A 15,240-nucleotide genomic window follows, 5' to 3' on the forward strand; every position below is an offset into this window, starting at 1 on the left:
TTGAAGACCCTGGTCAACTGCTTTACCGGCTGGCCGGACCGTCTAACTAGTGGCTGTCAGATGACACTTGAATTGATCAATGTATCCAAACGGGTAGGCGTGGAGCAGCACATCTATCCAACGGATTTGAAGCTGGAGCCCGGCGGGATCAATATCCTACTCGGAACGACACTTTCCGGCAAAACCACCCTTATGCAGATGATGGCTGGGCTTGACCCGCTCACAACAGGCTCTTTGCAGTTCAACGGGCAGGATGTGACAAAGACGCCGGTGCAAAAGCGCAATGTGTCGATGGTCTATCAGCAGTTCATCAACTATCCGAATTTCAACGTCTTCGAGAACATCGCCTCCCCGCTGAGGGTTGCAGGCGTTGCAGAAGACGAAATCAAACGCCGAGTTGGCGAAATGGCTGAGCTGATGAAGCTTTCGCCCATGCTCAACCGGCGTCCAACTGAGCTTTCCGGTGGCCAACAACAGCGCACGGCGATGGCGCGCGCGCTCGTCAAGGATGCGGATCTCGTTTTGTTGGACGAACCTCTGGCGAACCTTGATTTTAAACTTCGTGAGGAGTTGCGCGATGAGCTGCCGCGCCTTTTCGCCGATCGAAACTGTGTGGTTGTTTATGCAACCACGGAACCCGTTGAGGCACTCCTGTTTGGTGGTCATACAGCAACGCTTCACGAGGGGTGTGTGACGCAGTTTGGCCCGACCGGTGAGGTTTATCGAAATCCCAAAGACCTAATCAGCGCTGAGGTCTTTTCAGAGCCGCCGATCAATCATGCCAATGTGATCAAGGCCGGCCAAACCATAACGCTGGAAAATGGCGTGAGCTGGACTGCTGAAGGCATCGCCACAGGGCTTGCGGATGGTGCGTATATCTTGGGGCTACGGCCGCACCACGTGATGCCTCAGCAATCTGGAAAACAGCCTGTTGAGGTGTCCGGTGAAGTACTGGTCACAGAGCTCAGCGGGTCGGAAAGCGTCATCCATTTCACCGTTGGAGACCGTACCTGGGTCTCCCAATCTCACGGTATTCATCCGGTTGAAGTCGGGGCGCATGAAACGCTCCATGCAGATGTGTCGGAGGCATTTTACTTCGATGGGTCCGGCAACCGGATCACAGGTTAGGGAGGCGCAAAGTGGCTAAGATTACACTTCAGGGCCTGCGGCACAGCTACATGCCCAATCCGGCTGAGCCGTCAGACTATGCCCTCCAACAACTTGATGTTGATTGGGAAGACGGCGGTGCTTATGCGCTTCTGGGGCCATCCGGTTGCGGCAAGACCACCCTCTTGAACATCATCTCCGGGCTTTTGACACCAAGCCATGGTCAAGTCCTGTTTGACGGCGAGGATGTTACCCAATTGCCGCCGGACCAGCGGCATATTGCGCAGGTGTTCCAGTTCCCGGTCGTTTACGACACGATGACCGTTTACGACAACCTGGCGTTCCCTCTGCGCAATCGCGGTGTTCCCGAAGCCGAAGTTGATCCGCGCGTTCGCGAGATTGCGGAGATGATCGACCTGACTGATATGCTGGATAATCGGGCGTCTGGCCTGACTGCGGACGGAAAGCAGAAGATATCCCTGGGCCGCGGATTGGTGCGCACTGATGTAAATGTCATCATGTTCGATGAACCGCTGACGGTGATTGATCCGCACTTGAAGTGGCAGCTGCGATCCAAGCTGAAAGAGCTGCACCAGCGCGTCAAAACAACCATGATTTACGTCACCCACGACCAGACCGAGGCGCTGACCTTTGCTGATAAGGTCGTGGTGATGAAGGACGGGCAAGTCGTTCAGATCGGAACGCCAGTCGAATTGTTCGAGCGCCCGCAACATACATTCGTCGGACACTTTATCGGCTCGCCGGGCATGAATGTGCTGCCGTGTGAAGTAAAGGGCGGCAAGGCGTTCTATCAAGATATCGAGATCGACAGTTGGAACGCAGGTGAAGCGTCTGACGCAGCTGGCTTGGAACTGGGTGTTCGTCCGGAGTTCGTCAGCTTGTCGGAGAGTGGTGTGCCGGTTGAGATCGCCAAGGTGTCCGATGCTGGCCGGTTCCAGATTGTTGATGCGCGCCGCTCGGATCAAAGCATCAAGCTGTTGGTGCCGGAAGGAACCCTTATCCCTGAAAAACATGCCCATTTGAGCTTTGCGGCGGATCATACGCAGGTCTATCGCGACGGCTGGTTGGTACGCGGAGGGCAAAGCGTATGAACAAGATAGAAAACCAGAAGGCCTGGTTCTTCGTTCTACCGGTTCTGCTATTGGTGGCCTTCAATGCCATCGTGCCGCTGATGACGGTGGTGAACTATTCTATTCAGGAAACGTTTGGTGACAACACGTTCTTCTGGGCAGGTGTCATGTGGTTTGAGGATGTTCTGCATTCAGAACGTTTTCATGCAGCGCTTGGCCGCCAGATGATCTTCACCTTCTCGATCCTTGCGATTGAAATTCCGCTGGGTGTCGCGATCGCACTCACCATGCCGCGCAAGGGGTTCTGGGTGCCGGTGTGCCTTGTTTTGATGGCGCTGCCGCTGCTCATTCCCTACAACGTTGTTGGGGCAATGTGGAACATCTTCGCGCTGCCCGATATCGGGCTGTTGGGGCGGACGCTGAATGCCATCGGCTTTGACTACAACTTCACCCGGCAACCGGGAGATGCGTGGTTCACCTTGATCCTGATGGATGTCTGGCACTGGACGTCTCTGGTTGTGCTGCTCGCCTATGCGGGTCTGGTCTCTATTCCAGATGCTTATTATCAGGCTGCAAAGATTGACGGGGCAAAGCCTTTTGCGATCTTCCGCTATATCCAGCTGCCGAAAATGAAACGTGTGCTCACCATCGCTGTTCTGCTGCGGTTCATGGACAGCTTCATGATCTACACCGAGCCCTTCGTTCTGACCGGAGGTGGTCCGGGCAACTCCACAACCCTGTTGTCGATTGACCTTGTGAAGGTCGCTCTTGGTCAGTTCGACCTTGGGCCGGCAGCGGCCATGTCACTGATCTACTTCCTGATCATCCTTTTGATGAGCTGGGTGTTCTACACAGTCATGATGCGTAACGAGGCCCAATGATGAAAAACACAAGCCGCTTCGTTCCGGCCCTTTATATCCTGTTCTTGCTTTTGCCGATCTATTGGCTGGTGAACATGTCGTTCAAGACCACCAACGAGATCCTCGGGAGCTTCACGCTCTGGCCGCAGGAATTCACCTTTGAGAACTACATCACGATCTTTACTGATCCGACGTGGTACATGGGCTATGTCAATTCGCTGGCTTATGTGTCGATCAACACGGCACTGTCTGTTGCCGTCGCTCTGCCTGCAGCCTATGCGTTCTCGCGCTATCGCTTCTTGGGTGACAAGCATCTGTTCTTCTGGCTTTTGACCAATCGGATGGCGCCGCCTGCGGTCTTCGCGTTGCCGTTCTTTCAGCTCTATTCTGCTGTTGGTTTGTTCGACACCTATTGGGCTGTCGCGTTGGCGCACACGCTGTTCAACATTCCGCTCGCGGTCTGGATTTTGGAAGGTTTCATGTCCGGTGTGCCGAAAGAACTGGATGAGACGGCCTATGTGGACGGGTATTCCTTCCCGCGTTTCTTCATCAAGATCTTCATCCCGACCATTGCTGCTGGCATTGGTGTCGCTGCGTTCTTTTGCTTCATGTTCTCCTGGGTAGAGCTGCTGCTTGCAAAGACATTGACGGCTGTTGATGCCAAGCCAATTGCAGCAACCATGACACGCACAGCAAGTACATCCGGTTATGAGTTGGGACTTCTGGCGGCAGCCGGAACGCTAACGATCATTCCAGGTGCTTTCGTGATCTATTTCGTTCGCAACTACATAGCCCGGGGCTTCGCCCTTGGCCGGGTTTAGGGAGCGCGCCATGCAAGAAGTTGTCCTATTCAGCGCAGAATGGTGGCAGGAGCCCTTAGGTTCTTGGATGGCGTGGACGCGCGCGACGATTGCCTTCTTCCTGTTCATCGTGACCGCGATTGCCACGATGGGGGTATGGGAATACTTCTCACCGGGTGGCGGACCACGCCACGGCATACTGGGTCTGGATACCACACGCGGAGACCGGCTTTTTATCTCTCTTCTCGGTAGCGCCTTTATCTTTCTGGCGTGGCTGGGTCTGATGGGAACACCGCTCTGGGCACCGCTTGGAATTGCGATCCTCTATATGATCGCCGTATTCAGGTGGGCCTGACCCATCATCGGTGAAAGGCGGCTCTGAGCCGCCTTTTTTGTTTCATCTCAGTATCTTGTACTTTGAGTTCACTTTGTCATGTTAGCCCTTGGTACGAAATATTTGCACTGGATTTAAATCGATTAAAATGCAAATTTGACCGCTGGTATTTTTCCAGGTTGGAGAGGGAGTGGTCTATTGGCATCCAGATTCGTTGCAGTTGGTGAGGCCATGGTGGAAATGTCACCAACTGCCGAGGGCACTTATCGCATGGGTTTTGCTGGCGATACGTTGAACACGGCTTGGTATGCTCGAAAGTTTCTCCCGAAAGACTGGAGCGTCTCTTATTGCACTGCTGTTGGCGAAGATCGGGTGTCAGACAAGATGGTGGAGTTCCTTGGCAGCTCTGGTCTAGACACTCATTTCGTTGAGCGGCGGACCGACAGTACCGTTGGTCTCTATATGATCCAGCTTGAAAATGGCGAGCGCAGTTTTGCTTATTGGCGCTCCGACAGCGCGGCGCGCAGGCTGGCTGCTAACTCTGATCGTTTGGCAAAGGCGTTTGAGGGTGCCGGACTTGTTTATCTGAGCGGTATTACTTTGGCGATTTTGCCGGAGGGAGATCGGCGACAACTGCAGTCTGCGCTGCAGACGGCACGCTCGAAAGGCGTTCGTGTGGCCTTTGACCCCAATTTGCGCCCACGCCTTTGGGCGGACCGAGACACGATGTGCAGGACCGTTATGGCCTTTGCGTCTTGTTGTGACTTTCTGATGCCCTCCTTCGAGGATGAAGAGGCCTATTTCGAAGATGCATCGCCCTCAGCATCAGTAGAGCGCTATCATGCAGCCGGCGCAGAGCGCGTTATTGTAAAGAATGGCCCGGAAGATGTTGTTTGCGCAGGGCCTGAGGGTGTGATGGCTTACACCCCGGACCCGGTGCTGGACGTTGTGGATACGACTGCTGCAGGTGACAGCTTTAATGCGGCGTTCTTAAGCAGTTACTTGATCGATAGTGATCTGGATAAGGCTGTAGCCGCTGGCGCGAAACTGGCAGCAAAAGTGATTGGAAAACGCGGTGCGTTGGTCGATCTGTAGAGTGAATTTGATTGAAAAGTTAGGCTTTTGCTGGAGTTGCCTGCTTCTTCACGCGCCCGCCCCTATCAGGGTGCTGATGGCAGGTTTTCCGACCAGCACCGCAAGGCATCCAGAAATCCAACTGCCGTGCTTCCAAACTCCGTGATTTGATACTCAACAGAAATCGGCGACGTATCAAGTACGGTTCTGGAGACCAAACCTTGCGCTTCGAGCTGTTTCAGGCGCTCGGTAATAATTTTTTTGCTTGCACCTGGGATCAATCGAGCCAGTTCGTTGAAACGCACAGGCTCGTCTTTGAGATGCCACAGGATGGACCCGGTCCACTTTCCGCCTAAAATCCGCATTCCACGTTCAATCGGGCACGGTGCATCGCATGCCAATGCGGCTGCTATTTGATAGTTTTTGTCCATTTTTAAACGGGTTGTCACAACGCGGCCTGTCAATCTCATTGGCACCTTCGAGGCGAATTCAACTCAATAGAATATAGGTTACTAAAAGTAAACTGGTTGCAATTTTATACCTAATTCCTCATGTCAGGTTTCGAAGCGTTTTTGACTTCGTTGCACACACCCAAAACGAACCGAGCCTGAACCACCATGCCGAATATTCTGATTATCAATGGTCACCAACCCTATCCGTTTTCCGAAGGACGTCTGAATCGGTCCTACGTTGATCGTGCGAAATCCTTCTTTGAAGTGCGCGGAGACCGTGTTCGAGTCACCGAGGTCGCAAAAGGATATGACATTGAAGCCGAAGTGGAAAACCACCAGTGGGCAGATGTTGTCTTCGTGCAATTCCCGGTGAACTGGATGGGCACGCCATGGTCCTTGAAGAAGTACCAAGATGAGGTCTTTACGGCGGGAATGGATGGTCGCTTATGTCAAGGAGATGGCCGAACTGCGGAAAATCCAAAGACCAACTACGGAACTGGTGGAGCTCTTGAGGGCACCAAATACATGCTCTCAGTCACTTTCAATGCGCCGAAAAAAGCCTTTGACGACGAGGCTGAGTGGTTTTTCCGCGGTGCTTCCGTGGACGACCTGTTGTTCCCATTTCACCAGAACATGCGTTTTTTTGGCGTAGATCAGTTGCCGACTTTTGCGGCTTTCGACGTCATGAAAAACCCGGAAATCGAGGCGGACTTTGAGCGCTTTGATACCCATCTGCAGCAAGCGCTTTGATTGGAACCGTTATGACCAAGCAAGACATTCACCTTTATACCGCCGCAACCATGAACGGTTACAAGCCGGTCCTCTTTTTGGAAGAGGCGAATGTGCCTTATGAGCTTACGTTCATTGATTTTTCCAAGAAGGAGCAAAAGGCACCGGAGTATGTGAAGCTCAATCCAAATGGCCGCATCCCGACCATTGTTGATCGCAGCAACGACGATTTTGCAGTCTTCGAAAGCGGTGCCATCCTTTGGTACCTTGCGGAAAAATACGGGAAGTTTTTGCCGGAAGACCCAAAGGAAAAGTCGGAAACTCTCCAGTGGCTCATGTTTCAAATGGGTGGCGTCGGGCCCATGATGGGGCAGGCAATGTATTTTCAGCGCATTGCTGCGCCGAACGGCCATGATGAGCCATTTTCAATCAAACGGTATGTGGATGAGACACGCCGTCTTTTGGAAGTGCTCAACACGCGCCTTTCCGGGCGGGAGTGGTTGGCGGCTGACCAATACACTATTGCTGACATGGCAACCTTCCCCTGGGCACGTGCCTATCCTTGGGCGAAGATTGACATTGACGAACTGGAGCACCTGCAGGCCTGGTTTGAGCGGATTGATGCAAGGCCTGCGGTGCAAAAAGCTCTGACAATTCCGAAGGCGCAACCGGTGTTTTGGGGGCTGGCGGACGAGAGCGAATTCCTGAAGGAAAACGCTGCGCGATTTGCCAGCGACGTCAAACATTCCAAAAATTGAGTGGACAGGGTGGTTTTCCAAAAATGAAGCGTCTACCAGATGCCTTCTTGTTGCGTAGGATCACCCGCACTGCCAAATACCAAAAAAGCAAGGATGTCATGACCGAGACCGTCACTGAAGACGCCAGCGATTATCTGGAGATTGACATCGTTTCAGATGTCGTCTGCCCGTGGTGCATCATCGCCTTCAAGCAGCTTGAAAAGGCTTTGCATGAAACAAAAACTCCGGCGGTGCTGAAATGGCACCCGTTTGAGCTAAATCCGCAAATGGCGGAAGAAGGGGAGAACCTGCGGGAGCATCTGGCGGCTAAATATGGCACAACGCCCGAACAATCCGTTCAAGCGCGGGAAAAGCTGACAGCCCTTGGTGCCGAATTGGGCTTTGAGTTCAACTACGCAGACGACATGCGGATGGTGAACACGTTCCGTGCCCACCAACTGTTGCATTGGGCCGTTCCTCAAGGCAAAGAACACCCGCTGAAAATGGCTTTGTTTGAAGCCTTTTTCGGGCGTCGGGAAAATCTTAATGACCCTGAGGTTTTGGCATCCATCGCGCAGAGCGTTGGATTGGACCGGGATGCGGCGTTGGAGGTGTTGAAGGATCAACGCTTTGCAGAAGACGTGCGGGAGGCTGAAGCTTTCTGGACTTCAAATGGCATTCAGGGTGTCCCGGCGATTGTCTTTGATCGTAGGCACTTGATTACCGGCGCGCAGGGCGTGGAGACCTATGTTAGCATCCTGCGTCAGTTGAACGGCGAAGAAGCGGCCCCTCAGCCGGTCAGCTGAGACTTAAAAGGTGTCCGCTAGGGCTTGTTGGAAGACACCTGCGGGTTCCAGCGGGCCTATCGGTGTTTGGACGCGTTCGGCTGAATAGTTGAACCAAAAGCGGGTTGTTTCTGTTTCGCGAATTCGAACCCCGTCCGGGAGGGTGTGGATCTCGAGCCCTGCTTCAAGAGCAAGTCTGGACACAAAACGGTCCAGACCCACGTCATCAAGCAGTGCGCCGAGATAGATCAAATTCTCAGATTGCAGGGCAACGGGCCTTTGATCGCTCAGGCGAAGCAGACACTCGGCAGCGCCTTCTAATTCTTCGAAATACCCGAGGACTGCACCGCCCCCTTCCAAGGGCAGAGACATGTCAGGCCTGAGACTTTCAACGCGAGACACCGTCACATCTAGCTCGAGAATGCCGGGCGGGAGAGGAACAGAGATCTCAAAATCTTTCCCTCGCGCACCTGTGCGCGGTCCCAGAACGATAGTTGCGGAGGTGTCTACAAAGGCGCGTTTCAAGCTCTCTGGCAGATGTAGCAGGCCGGGCGCGAAGACGAGCTGGCGACCTGAGAAGTCGCGGGTTGTCGCAGGCAGAATATCGATATTCAGGCCAAGTTTGCGCAAGGCGCGATAGGTGTTGAATACGATCTCGAAATAGCTCAGCCCCTGCCCATGGGGCTGGACGGTCCAGGAAAAGTCTGCGTCATAGTCAAAGATCAACGCAACATCTGCTTTCGGAATGGAAACGTCATGTGCGGCTTCCAACTCATCGCGGACTTGTCTTACCTCTTCCAGCGCAGGAGCGTCTGCGTTGTCAGGCCGGAGCAGACCAGCATGCATTTGCTCTTGTGCAAAGGGGGCTTGTCGCCAGCGGAAATAGCTGACCACTTCAGCGCCATGGGCGAACGCTTCCCAAGTCCACAAACGCACCATTCCGGGTAAGGGTATTGGATTGAATGGTGCCCAGTTCACCGGCCCCGGCTGTTGCTCCATGACCCACCAGCGGCCCTTTCCAACAGCGCGATAAAGGTCGTGGTGAAAGGCTTGAAAGTCCGGGTCGCCTTGGCGGGCATAAGCTCTTTGCTGGTCCGAAGTAGCTCCGACGCGGTCTTCCAGAAATCCCATGGGATAGGAGTCCCAAGTGGCGATGTCGAGGTCTTCACCGACCTTGAAATGGTCGAAATCGGTGATCCGACCCATGAAGTTGTGGCTGACTGGTGCTGACGAATGAGCCCTGATGATATCCACCTGCCGCTTGTTGAAACGGGCAACTTGATCAGAGGTGAAGCGGCGGAAAGCAAGGGAGTGCGCGGGGTTTGGTTCTGTGACCGTTAGGTTCGGCAAATCGATTTCGTCGAACGCGGCATAGTCCATGGACCAGAACACATTGCCCCAAGCGGCATTCAGCGCCTCAATCGTGCCGTAGCGGTTTTTCAACCAGATCCGGAACGCATCGCGAGCGGCATTTGAGTAGGAGAGCGTTGTGTCATGGCAGCCATATTCGTTGTCGGCTTGCCAAGCTGCAACATGAGCGTTTTGGCCGTAGCGCTCGGCCAGAAGGTGGACCATCCGATCACACTCTTCTGCGTAGCCTTCATGGGAAAAACAATAGTGTCGGCGGGAGCCGAACTTGCGTGGTTGTCCGTTCATGTCGACAGCCAGCATGTCCGGGTATTTGGTAATCATCCAACGGGGCGGTGTTGCGGTTGGCGTGCCCAAAACGACTTTCAGTCCGGCCTCACCGAGAACACTAATAGCGCGATCAAGCCAATCAAAGCGAAGGTTGCCGGGTTTTGGCTCGAGACGTGACCACGCAAACTCACCAATTCGCACCCATGTCAGCCCTGCATCCACCATCCGCCGCGCGTCGGCTTCCCACATTTCTTCGGGCCAGTGTTCCGGATAATAGCAGGTGCCAAGCGTGCGCTTCATGAGGTGTCCTTTAAAGGAGAACGCGGTTTTCCAATTGTTCCGAGTTGCAGTCTATCGCTGACGGCGCTTCTCCAAGGGTGCAGGTTCGAGCATCAAAGAGGGTTGGGGCCGCACTTTAGGTGCTTATCCGTTCATGACTGCATCGTAAGCTGCAACGATTTTGGATGCGCGTGCGGCAACCTCGCTAACCGTGTATCCCGGTTTATAAAGTGCAGACCCGATGCCGAAGCCTGAGACGCCTGCTTTCGCCCAGTCTGCGAAGTTCTCCGGTCCGGCACCGCCGACAGCGTAAGTTTGTGTGCCGGTTGGAAGAACTGCGCGTACTGCTTTTAGCCCCTCCGGTCCGATGAGGTTTCCGGGAAAGAACTTCAGTCCATCAGCGCCTGCACGCAGAGAGCTGAAACACTCTGTCGGGGTCATGACACCTGGATAGGAGGCCATGCCTTCGGCCTTCGTGGCAGCTATGACTTCTGGATTGCAGTCCGGAGAGACCACCAAAGTCCCACCGGCGCTTTTGACGGCTTTGACGTTTTCAAGCGTGAGAACAGTGCCTGCACCAATTCGAGCACGGCTTTCTAAGGCGTCTGCCATGGCTTTGATGCTGACGAGCGGTTCTGGCGAGTTCAGCGGAACTTCAATCGTCGTAATGCCAGCATCAAGCAGCGCTTCGCCAATCGGCACAGCCTCATGCGGCTGTATGCCTCTCAAAATCGCGATAATTTTACGCTCGATCATGTGCGTTCCTGCAATTGCTTCCGGGCGATCTGCAGACCCCGGAGTGTTGTTGTGCTGGCATCGATCAAACGGCTTTCGCGGCCAAGAACCTGAAGGGCATCCCGGTAAGCTGTCGCGATTTTATCGGCGCCAAGAATGGCAACTTCTCCGGTGAGGCCTTGGGTTAAAACGGCTGCGACTTCACTTCCAATGAGAAGCCCTGACAAACGCCCGCGAGCTTCACTTGCCGTTTGTCCAGCAACAAGTCCGGCTGCGCGAATTCCAAAAAGGCCAGCGGTCAATTCTATAGGATGAGCGGAGGCTTCTCTGACAGCCTCTGAAAAGGCTTCCGGACTTCCGTCATTGCTCTCAACCGAATATCGCAATACGGACTGGTTGCTCAAAAGCGCAAACAGCTCTCCGGTCATGAAAGTGCGAAACGCGGTGATCGTGCCGTCTTGAAGACTCGCCCATTTGGTATGTGTGCCGGGTAGACAGAGCATTCCGCTGAACTGTGGTTCCTCGGCAAGAAATCCTGCGATTTGGGTTTCTTCACCGCGCATCACGTCGGGAGGTGACAGCTGTTTTACACCGGGCAGAATATAGGCTTCAAGCCGACTGTCGTTTGTGCGCACTTTGGTTGAATTGGAAATGCCAGGCGGTGGGCAAGGTGTTTCCAGATATGGCGCTTCCGCCCATCCTTGCCGCGCACCAGCCATGCCGCAAATGATAACCGGGGTCGATATTTCTTCAGGCAGATGAGCGCCGATGAGGTCAAGCAGGGCTGCTTCAAAATCGGCTTGTGCGAGTTGGCCCATGCCTTTGTCAGAGGTTTTGTGGTCCAGAACTGTGTTGTCAGCATCCAGCAGCCAAGCGCGCAGGCTTGACGTGCCCCAATCAACCGCAACCCAGTCCACTTTATTATTCATCCAGTCACCACCACTCCGCCGTCGACCACAAGGGCCTGTCCTGTCATCATGCGGCTGGTGTTCGAGGCGAGAAACAGCACCGGACCAGCCATGTCCTCTGGCTGGATTTCCTCCTTCAGACACTGGCGGTCAATATGCGTGGCCAGACTTTCCGGCGTCACCCACATATCCTTTTGTTTCTGGGTCAGAACCCAACCGGGCGCGAGGGCGTTTACGCGAATTTTGTCCGGTCCGAATTCACGCGCAAGGCTGCGGGTGAGGCCATTGATCCCGGAGTTTGCGGTCGTATAGGCAGGATAGCCAGCATTGCCCATCATGTAGGAAATGGACGAGAAGTTGATGATCGAGCCTCCGCCACTTGTCCGCATGCCGGACACCACGTGCTGGCATGCGAAGAAGTAGGGCTTCAGGTTGATGGATTGCGACCGATCCCAAAACTCCTCTGTGACTTCTTCGGTCCGGTGGCGTTTGTCATTGGCTGCATTGTTGACCAAAACGGTCACTGGGCCGTGGGCTTTTGCTGCTTGATCGATGGCCGATTTCAGCGCCGGAATATCGGAGATGTCACAGGGAAGAAAGAGGGGTCGTGCGCCATGTTCTTTCCCCATTTCATCACAAAACTCTGAGGCATCTGACCGTTGAACAAAGGCCACTTTTGCACCTTGCGCCAGAAAGGCGCTTGTCAGCGCAGCGCCGATGCCCGAACCTCCGCCCGTAATGAAAACGGAGGCGTCTTTCAGATCGGGGTAGTGTGCTGTCATTGGCTTGGTCTTTCGATCCGGTGCCCCTCAAGAACCCAGATGGTTCCGGGGAATTGCCATGGAAGAGTGAGCCCACGGGCCATCAAAACTTGCCCTGAGGCCGTAATAGGCCCTGCTTTCAAAGCAGGTTGTCCGCGAGATAGATTGGATATGTCTGAGCGGTTGGTCAGCTCAATGTGATAAGTGGTATCTGGCTTCAGTCCGGTAAGCCGCAAGGGCAAAGGAAGCGCCTGCCGGGATGTTTCTGTCTGAGCGGAAAAGATGACAAAACCGGATTGGTCCTCGGACCTATGTAGTTCAGCCGTTATAGCAGGGTCGTCGGCGTCGAGGCGCAGAATATCGGCATTCATCAGCCAGTCCCGATTTGCTTTCCACCAAGTGGTAACGGTCTGCAGTGATGCAGCTTCAGCCTCGTCCAATTCACGCGGGTCCATTTCAAATCCCATGTGGCGCTGGGCAGCTGTCCACGCGCGCAGGCCTATCGAAAGAACCCGTCCGGACGTGTGGCAGGTGCGCGGGCCGACGTGGCTGCCGGTGACGCAGGCTGGTAAAAAAAGAGCTGCATCATGCTGAATGCGCTGACGCTCCAGAGCATCATTGCTGTCGGACAACCAGACACGCTGTGTTCGCTCCAAAATGCCTAAATCGATCCGACCTCCACCAGAGGAACAGCTCTCAATTTCGACATTTGGAAAGGCGGTTCTCAGCTGGTCAATCAGTTGATACGTTCCAGCTGCCTGTGCCGCATCGACAACGGGCAAAACGCGATTGTGGTCCCATTTGATGTAAGATATTGCGTTGTTGGACAGAAGGTCCGAAATACGCTCATAAAGGTATGCGCGCACTTCCTTTTGCGACATGTCCAGAACAAGCTGCTGGCGGCCACGGATTTGATCGGTTTCCCCAAGAATCCAGTCCGGATGTGTGCGGAAAAGGTTACTGTCTTCGTTGACCATTTCGGGTTCAAACCAGAGACCAAATTCCATGCTCAGGCTTTGAATATGGTCGATGAGCGGTTTTAACCCGTCCGGATATTTGCGTTCATCGATCCACCACTCGCCAAGGCCGGAGGTGTCATCATCGCGCCTGCCGAACCAGCCGTCATCGAGCACAAATCGTTCCGCTCCTAATGCGGCGGCTTGTGATGCAATTTCTTTTAGCTCATCAAGGTCATGGTCGAAATAGACCGCTTCCCAACAGTTGTAATGCACAGGCCTGGTTTTACGCGCAAATCGCGTTTTCTGTCTCAGGTGTTTTTGGAAGCGAATGGCGGCTCCATTCAAGCCTTTATCGGAATAGGTTGCGTAGAGCGGCGCTGTTTGAAAGTGCGTTCCGGATGGGTAGCTCGCTCTGGCATGACCGAACTGAATCTGCCGCCGACTGTCCGCGAGTTCCTCAGCCACCATTTTGTGCCCGCCAGACCAGCCATAGTGAAAGGCAAATACCTCACCGGTCGTGTTTTTCGCGCCGGGTGTGGTGACCAAGAGGCCGGGAAAATGAGCATGGTCTGTCCGCCCGGTCCGATTGTCTCGCATCCGTGCGCCGGGGGTGAATTCGGTTTCGTGTGCTTGAAGCTCCGAACACCAATGGCCGGAAAACTCGATCAAGCGATTTGTTCGGGTTGGCACTGGAAAGACGGGTGCTGCCAGCCAGTCGAGGTGGATAGGGTTGTTGCTTTCAAGACTGGTTTCAGCCTTGATCAGGGATGTGACCGGATCCAGCGAGATATGGAAAGCGAGGCGTAAGTCATGTGTTTGGTCTTCATAGATCAGCGCAAGCGCTTCATCTGTCTGCTGGTCGCTCTTGAAAATAAAGCTCGGGCGAAGATTTTGGCCAACTTGGGTTCGCCCAACCAGTCCGACATGTCCGGGAAAGGTCCGGTTGGCTTCAGGGCAGAGGGAAAGCGGTGGATTTTCATCCAGCATGCCGCCGGTCACGTCAAAGACCGCCAGTTCTGCCAAGCTTTCGAGAGGTTCTTCGGTGGGAAGTGCCGGGCCCCAATAGACAATTTCCGGCAACCGTCCGGCCGTTGCACTTAAAACCAGACTTTGCCTGCCATCTTTCAGATGCCAGGTTTTGATCATTTTACGGCCCCTAGCGTCAGTCCGGCAATGAAGTGTTTTTGCATCAGGAAAAACATGGCAACGGGGGGAAGCGCGGCGACTATCGAGCCCGCGCTCATTAGGTGATACGCGGCGCGGTACTGTGCATTAAAAGACGTGATACCAGCTGTGACAGGTTGGCTTTCAACGCCTTGGGTAAGCACAACAGCCCAGAAATAGTCGTTCCAGATAAAGGTGAATATGAGCACCGAAAGGGCGGCAATCGCCGGTTTCATGAGCGGCAGGACGATATACCAGAAGATCCGCCACTCTGAGACACCTTCCACCCGGGCTGCTTCAATCAACTCAAAGGGCAGTGCACGTATGAAATTCCGCATGAACAAGGTGCAAAAGCCGGTTTGAAAGGCAATGTGGAAGAGCACCAGACCGGGAATTGTGTTGTACAAACCCATGTTTAGTGTCAGTTCGCGCACTGGAACCATCAGGATCTGGAAGGGTACGAAGTTTCCGGCAACAAACATGAAGAAAATCCAGATATTCGAGCGGAATTTGTAGATGCCGAGGGCAAAGCCGGTCATCGTTGACAGGGCAACCGCGCCAAGAACTGTCGGGACTGTGATGAACACGGAGTTCAGCAAGTATCGCGGCATGTCAGAGGCGGTGAACACCAAAGCGTAGTTGGTGAAGCCTTCAAACGAAGAAGGCAGGCCCCAGTAGTTTGCGTTTGTGAAATCCGCTGCCGGTTTGACGGAAAAGACAGCAACGCCGATCAATGGCAGAAGCCAGAGGATCAAGGCGAAGGGCAGCAAGGCCTGATAGGAGATTTGCCAAGTGCGCGACGTGCGTTCAATAGGTGTCGGGAACAT

At 54.2% G+C, this 15,240-nt stretch carries 16 protein-coding genes; 9 read left to right on the plus strand and 7 right to left on the minus strand.

All coding sequences use genetic code 11. From position 1 onward, the window contains the following. The first annotated feature begins 60 nt into the window (after positions 1-60). The 6 genes from TRICHSKD4_RS01765 (at position 61) to TRICHSKD4_RS01790 (ending at position 5,287) form a co-directional block, all read left to right on the plus strand. Positions 61-1,128 carry an ABC transporter ATP-binding protein gene (locus tag TRICHSKD4_RS01765; RefSeq protein ID WP_009465668.1) on the plus strand — a complete coding sequence of 356 codons (1,068 nt, stop codon included), beginning with the start codon at positions 61-63 and terminating at the stop codon, positions 1,126-1,128. Between the two features lie 11 nt (positions 1,129-1,139). Then, entirely contained in the window at positions 1,140-2,219 is a 1,080-nt protein-coding gene (locus TRICHSKD4_RS01770) for an ABC transporter ATP-binding protein (protein ID WP_009465669.1), read from the plus strand. Continuing rightward, on the plus strand, positions 2,216-3,079 hold the full coding sequence (locus TRICHSKD4_RS01775) for a carbohydrate ABC transporter permease (protein WP_009465670.1): 864 nt from the start codon (positions 2,216-2,218) through the stop codon (positions 3,077-3,079). The genes TRICHSKD4_RS01770 and TRICHSKD4_RS01775 overlap by 4 nt, the downstream gene beginning before the upstream one ends. Further along, on the plus strand, positions 3,076-3,879 hold the full coding sequence (locus TRICHSKD4_RS01780) for a carbohydrate ABC transporter permease (RefSeq protein ID WP_009465671.1): 804 nt from the start codon (positions 3,076-3,078) through the stop codon (positions 3,877-3,879). Before TRICHSKD4_RS01775 ends, TRICHSKD4_RS01780 begins: the two co-directional genes overlap by 4 nt. A gap of 10 nt (positions 3,880-3,889) precedes the next feature. Beyond that, positions 3,890-4,213 (plus strand): DUF2160 domain-containing protein, encoded by a 324-nt coding sequence (locus TRICHSKD4_RS01785; RefSeq protein ID WP_009465672.1) that lies wholly within the window; start codon positions 3,890-3,892, stop codon positions 4,211-4,213. Between the two features lie 177 nt (positions 4,214-4,390). Continuing rightward, positions 4,391-5,287 carry a sugar kinase gene (locus tag TRICHSKD4_RS01790; RefSeq protein ID WP_009465673.1) on the plus strand — a complete coding sequence of 299 codons (897 nt, stop codon included), beginning with the start codon at positions 4,391-4,393 and terminating at the stop codon, positions 5,285-5,287. Positions 5,288-5,352: 65 nt separating this feature from the next. Here TRICHSKD4_RS01790 and TRICHSKD4_RS01795 read toward each other — a convergent pair whose 3' ends face one another. Beyond that, positions 5,353-5,736, minus strand: coding sequence for a helix-turn-helix domain-containing protein (locus TRICHSKD4_RS01795; protein WP_040615970.1), 384 nt, complete (start codon positions 5,734-5,736; stop codon positions 5,353-5,355). Between the two features lie 147 nt (positions 5,737-5,883). On the opposite strand from TRICHSKD4_RS01795, the gene TRICHSKD4_RS01800 reads away from it, so the two are divergent. Genes TRICHSKD4_RS01800 through TRICHSKD4_RS01810 form a run of 3 tightly spaced genes read left to right on the plus strand, consistent with a single transcriptional unit; the run spans position 5,884 to position 7,990 of the window. Beyond that, positions 5,884-6,468 (plus strand): NAD(P)H-dependent oxidoreductase, encoded by a 585-nt coding sequence (locus tag TRICHSKD4_RS01800; protein WP_009465675.1) that lies wholly within the window; start codon positions 5,884-5,886, stop codon positions 6,466-6,468. Positions 6,469-6,479: 11 nt separating this feature from the next. Further along, a complete protein-coding gene (locus TRICHSKD4_RS01805) occupies positions 6,480-7,205 on the plus strand; it encodes a glutathione S-transferase family protein (protein ID WP_009465676.1) in 726 nt (241 codons plus the stop codon). A 23-nt stretch (positions 7,206-7,228) separates the two neighbouring features. Continuing rightward, on the plus strand, positions 7,229-7,990 hold the full coding sequence (locus TRICHSKD4_RS01810) for a DsbA family oxidoreductase (RefSeq protein WP_009465677.1): 762 nt from the start codon (positions 7,229-7,231) through the stop codon (positions 7,988-7,990). Between the two features lie 3 nt (positions 7,991-7,993). On the opposite strand, the gene TRICHSKD4_RS01815 is transcribed toward TRICHSKD4_RS01810, so the two are convergent. From TRICHSKD4_RS01815 to TRICHSKD4_RS01840, 6 genes are all read right to left on the minus strand, one after another. Then, the gene (locus TRICHSKD4_RS01815) at positions 7,994-9,907 is read right to left on the minus strand and encodes a beta-galactosidase (RefSeq protein ID WP_009465678.1); all 1,914 of its coding nucleotides are present in this window, start codon (positions 9,905-9,907) and stop codon (positions 7,994-7,996) included. 123 nt (positions 9,908-10,030) lie between these two features. Next, positions 10,031-10,642: a 2-dehydro-3-deoxy-6-phosphogalactonate aldolase gene (locus TRICHSKD4_RS01820; RefSeq protein ID WP_009465679.1), complete on the minus strand. Its 612-nt coding sequence runs from the start codon at positions 10,640-10,642 to the stop codon at positions 10,031-10,033. Continuing rightward, entirely contained in the window at positions 10,639-11,550 is a 912-nt protein-coding gene (locus tag TRICHSKD4_RS01825) for a 2-dehydro-3-deoxygalactonokinase (protein ID WP_009465680.1), read from the minus strand. Before TRICHSKD4_RS01825 ends, TRICHSKD4_RS01820 begins: the two co-directional genes overlap by 4 nt. Further along, positions 11,547-12,311 (minus strand): SDR family NAD(P)-dependent oxidoreductase, encoded by a 765-nt coding sequence (locus tag TRICHSKD4_RS01830; protein WP_009465681.1) that lies wholly within the window; start codon positions 12,309-12,311, stop codon positions 11,547-11,549. The genes TRICHSKD4_RS01825 and TRICHSKD4_RS01830 overlap by 4 nt, the downstream gene beginning before the upstream one ends. Beyond that, a complete protein-coding gene (locus TRICHSKD4_RS01835) occupies positions 12,308-14,395 on the minus strand; it encodes an alpha-galactosidase (RefSeq protein ID WP_009465682.1) in 2,088 nt (695 codons plus the stop codon). The genes TRICHSKD4_RS01830 and TRICHSKD4_RS01835 overlap by 4 nt, the downstream gene beginning before the upstream one ends. Then, positions 14,392-15,240: a carbohydrate ABC transporter permease gene (locus TRICHSKD4_RS01840; protein WP_009465683.1), complete on the minus strand. Its 849-nt coding sequence runs from the start codon at positions 15,238-15,240 to the stop codon at positions 14,392-14,394. Before TRICHSKD4_RS01840 ends, TRICHSKD4_RS01835 begins: the two co-directional genes overlap by 4 nt.

It is taken from the genome of Roseibium sp. TrichSKD4, from assembly GCF_000148725.1.
Classification (GTDB): domain Bacteria; phylum Pseudomonadota; class Alphaproteobacteria; order Rhizobiales; family Stappiaceae; genus Roseibium.

Bases quoted from the DNA above. Each gene is read 5' to 3' on its own strand.
- TRICHSKD4_RS01765 (WP_009465668.1), top strand. From the start codon at position 61: ATGACACTTGAATTGATCAATGTATCCAAACGGGTAGGCGTGGAGCAG.
- TRICHSKD4_RS01775 (WP_009465670.1), top strand. From the start codon at position 2,216: ATGAACAAGATAGAAAACCAGAAGGCCTGGTTCTTCGTTCTACCGGTT.
- TRICHSKD4_RS01780 (WP_009465671.1), top strand. From the start codon at position 3,076: ATGATGAAAAACACAAGCCGCTTCGTTCCGGCCCTTTATATCCTGTTC.
- TRICHSKD4_RS01785 (WP_009465672.1), top strand. From the start codon at position 3,890: ATGCAAGAAGTTGTCCTATTCAGCGCAGAATGGTGGCAGGAGCCCTTA.
- TRICHSKD4_RS01795 (WP_040615970.1), bottom strand. From the start codon at position 5,736: ATGAGATTGACAGGCCGCGTTGTGACAACCCGTTTAAAAATGGACAAA.
- TRICHSKD4_RS01800 (WP_009465675.1), top strand. From the start codon at position 5,884: ATGCCGAATATTCTGATTATCAATGGTCACCAACCCTATCCGTTTTCC.
- TRICHSKD4_RS01805 (WP_009465676.1), top strand. From the start codon at position 6,480: ATGACCAAGCAAGACATTCACCTTTATACCGCCGCAACCATGAACGGT.
- TRICHSKD4_RS01810 (WP_009465677.1), top strand. From the start codon at position 7,229: ATGAAGCGTCTACCAGATGCCTTCTTGTTGCGTAGGATCACCCGCACT.
- TRICHSKD4_RS01815 (WP_009465678.1), bottom strand. From the start codon at position 9,907: ATGAAGCGCACGCTTGGCACCTGCTATTATCCGGAACACTGGCCCGAA.
- TRICHSKD4_RS01820 (WP_009465679.1), bottom strand. From the start codon at position 10,642: ATGATCGAGCGTAAAATTATCGCGATTTTGAGAGGCATACAGCCGCAT.
- TRICHSKD4_RS01825 (WP_009465680.1), bottom strand. From the start codon at position 11,550: ATGAATAATAAAGTGGACTGGGTTGCGGTTGATTGGGGCACGTCAAGC.
- TRICHSKD4_RS01830 (WP_009465681.1), bottom strand. From the start codon at position 12,311: ATGACAGCACACTACCCCGATCTGAAAGACGCCTCCGTTTTCATTACG.
- TRICHSKD4_RS01835 (WP_009465682.1), bottom strand. From the start codon at position 14,395: ATGATCAAAACCTGGCATCTGAAAGATGGCAGGCAAAGTCTGGTTTTA.
- TRICHSKD4_RS01840 (WP_009465683.1), bottom strand. From the start codon at position 15,240: ATGTTCCCGACACCTATTGAACGCACGTCGCGCACTTGGCAAATCTCC.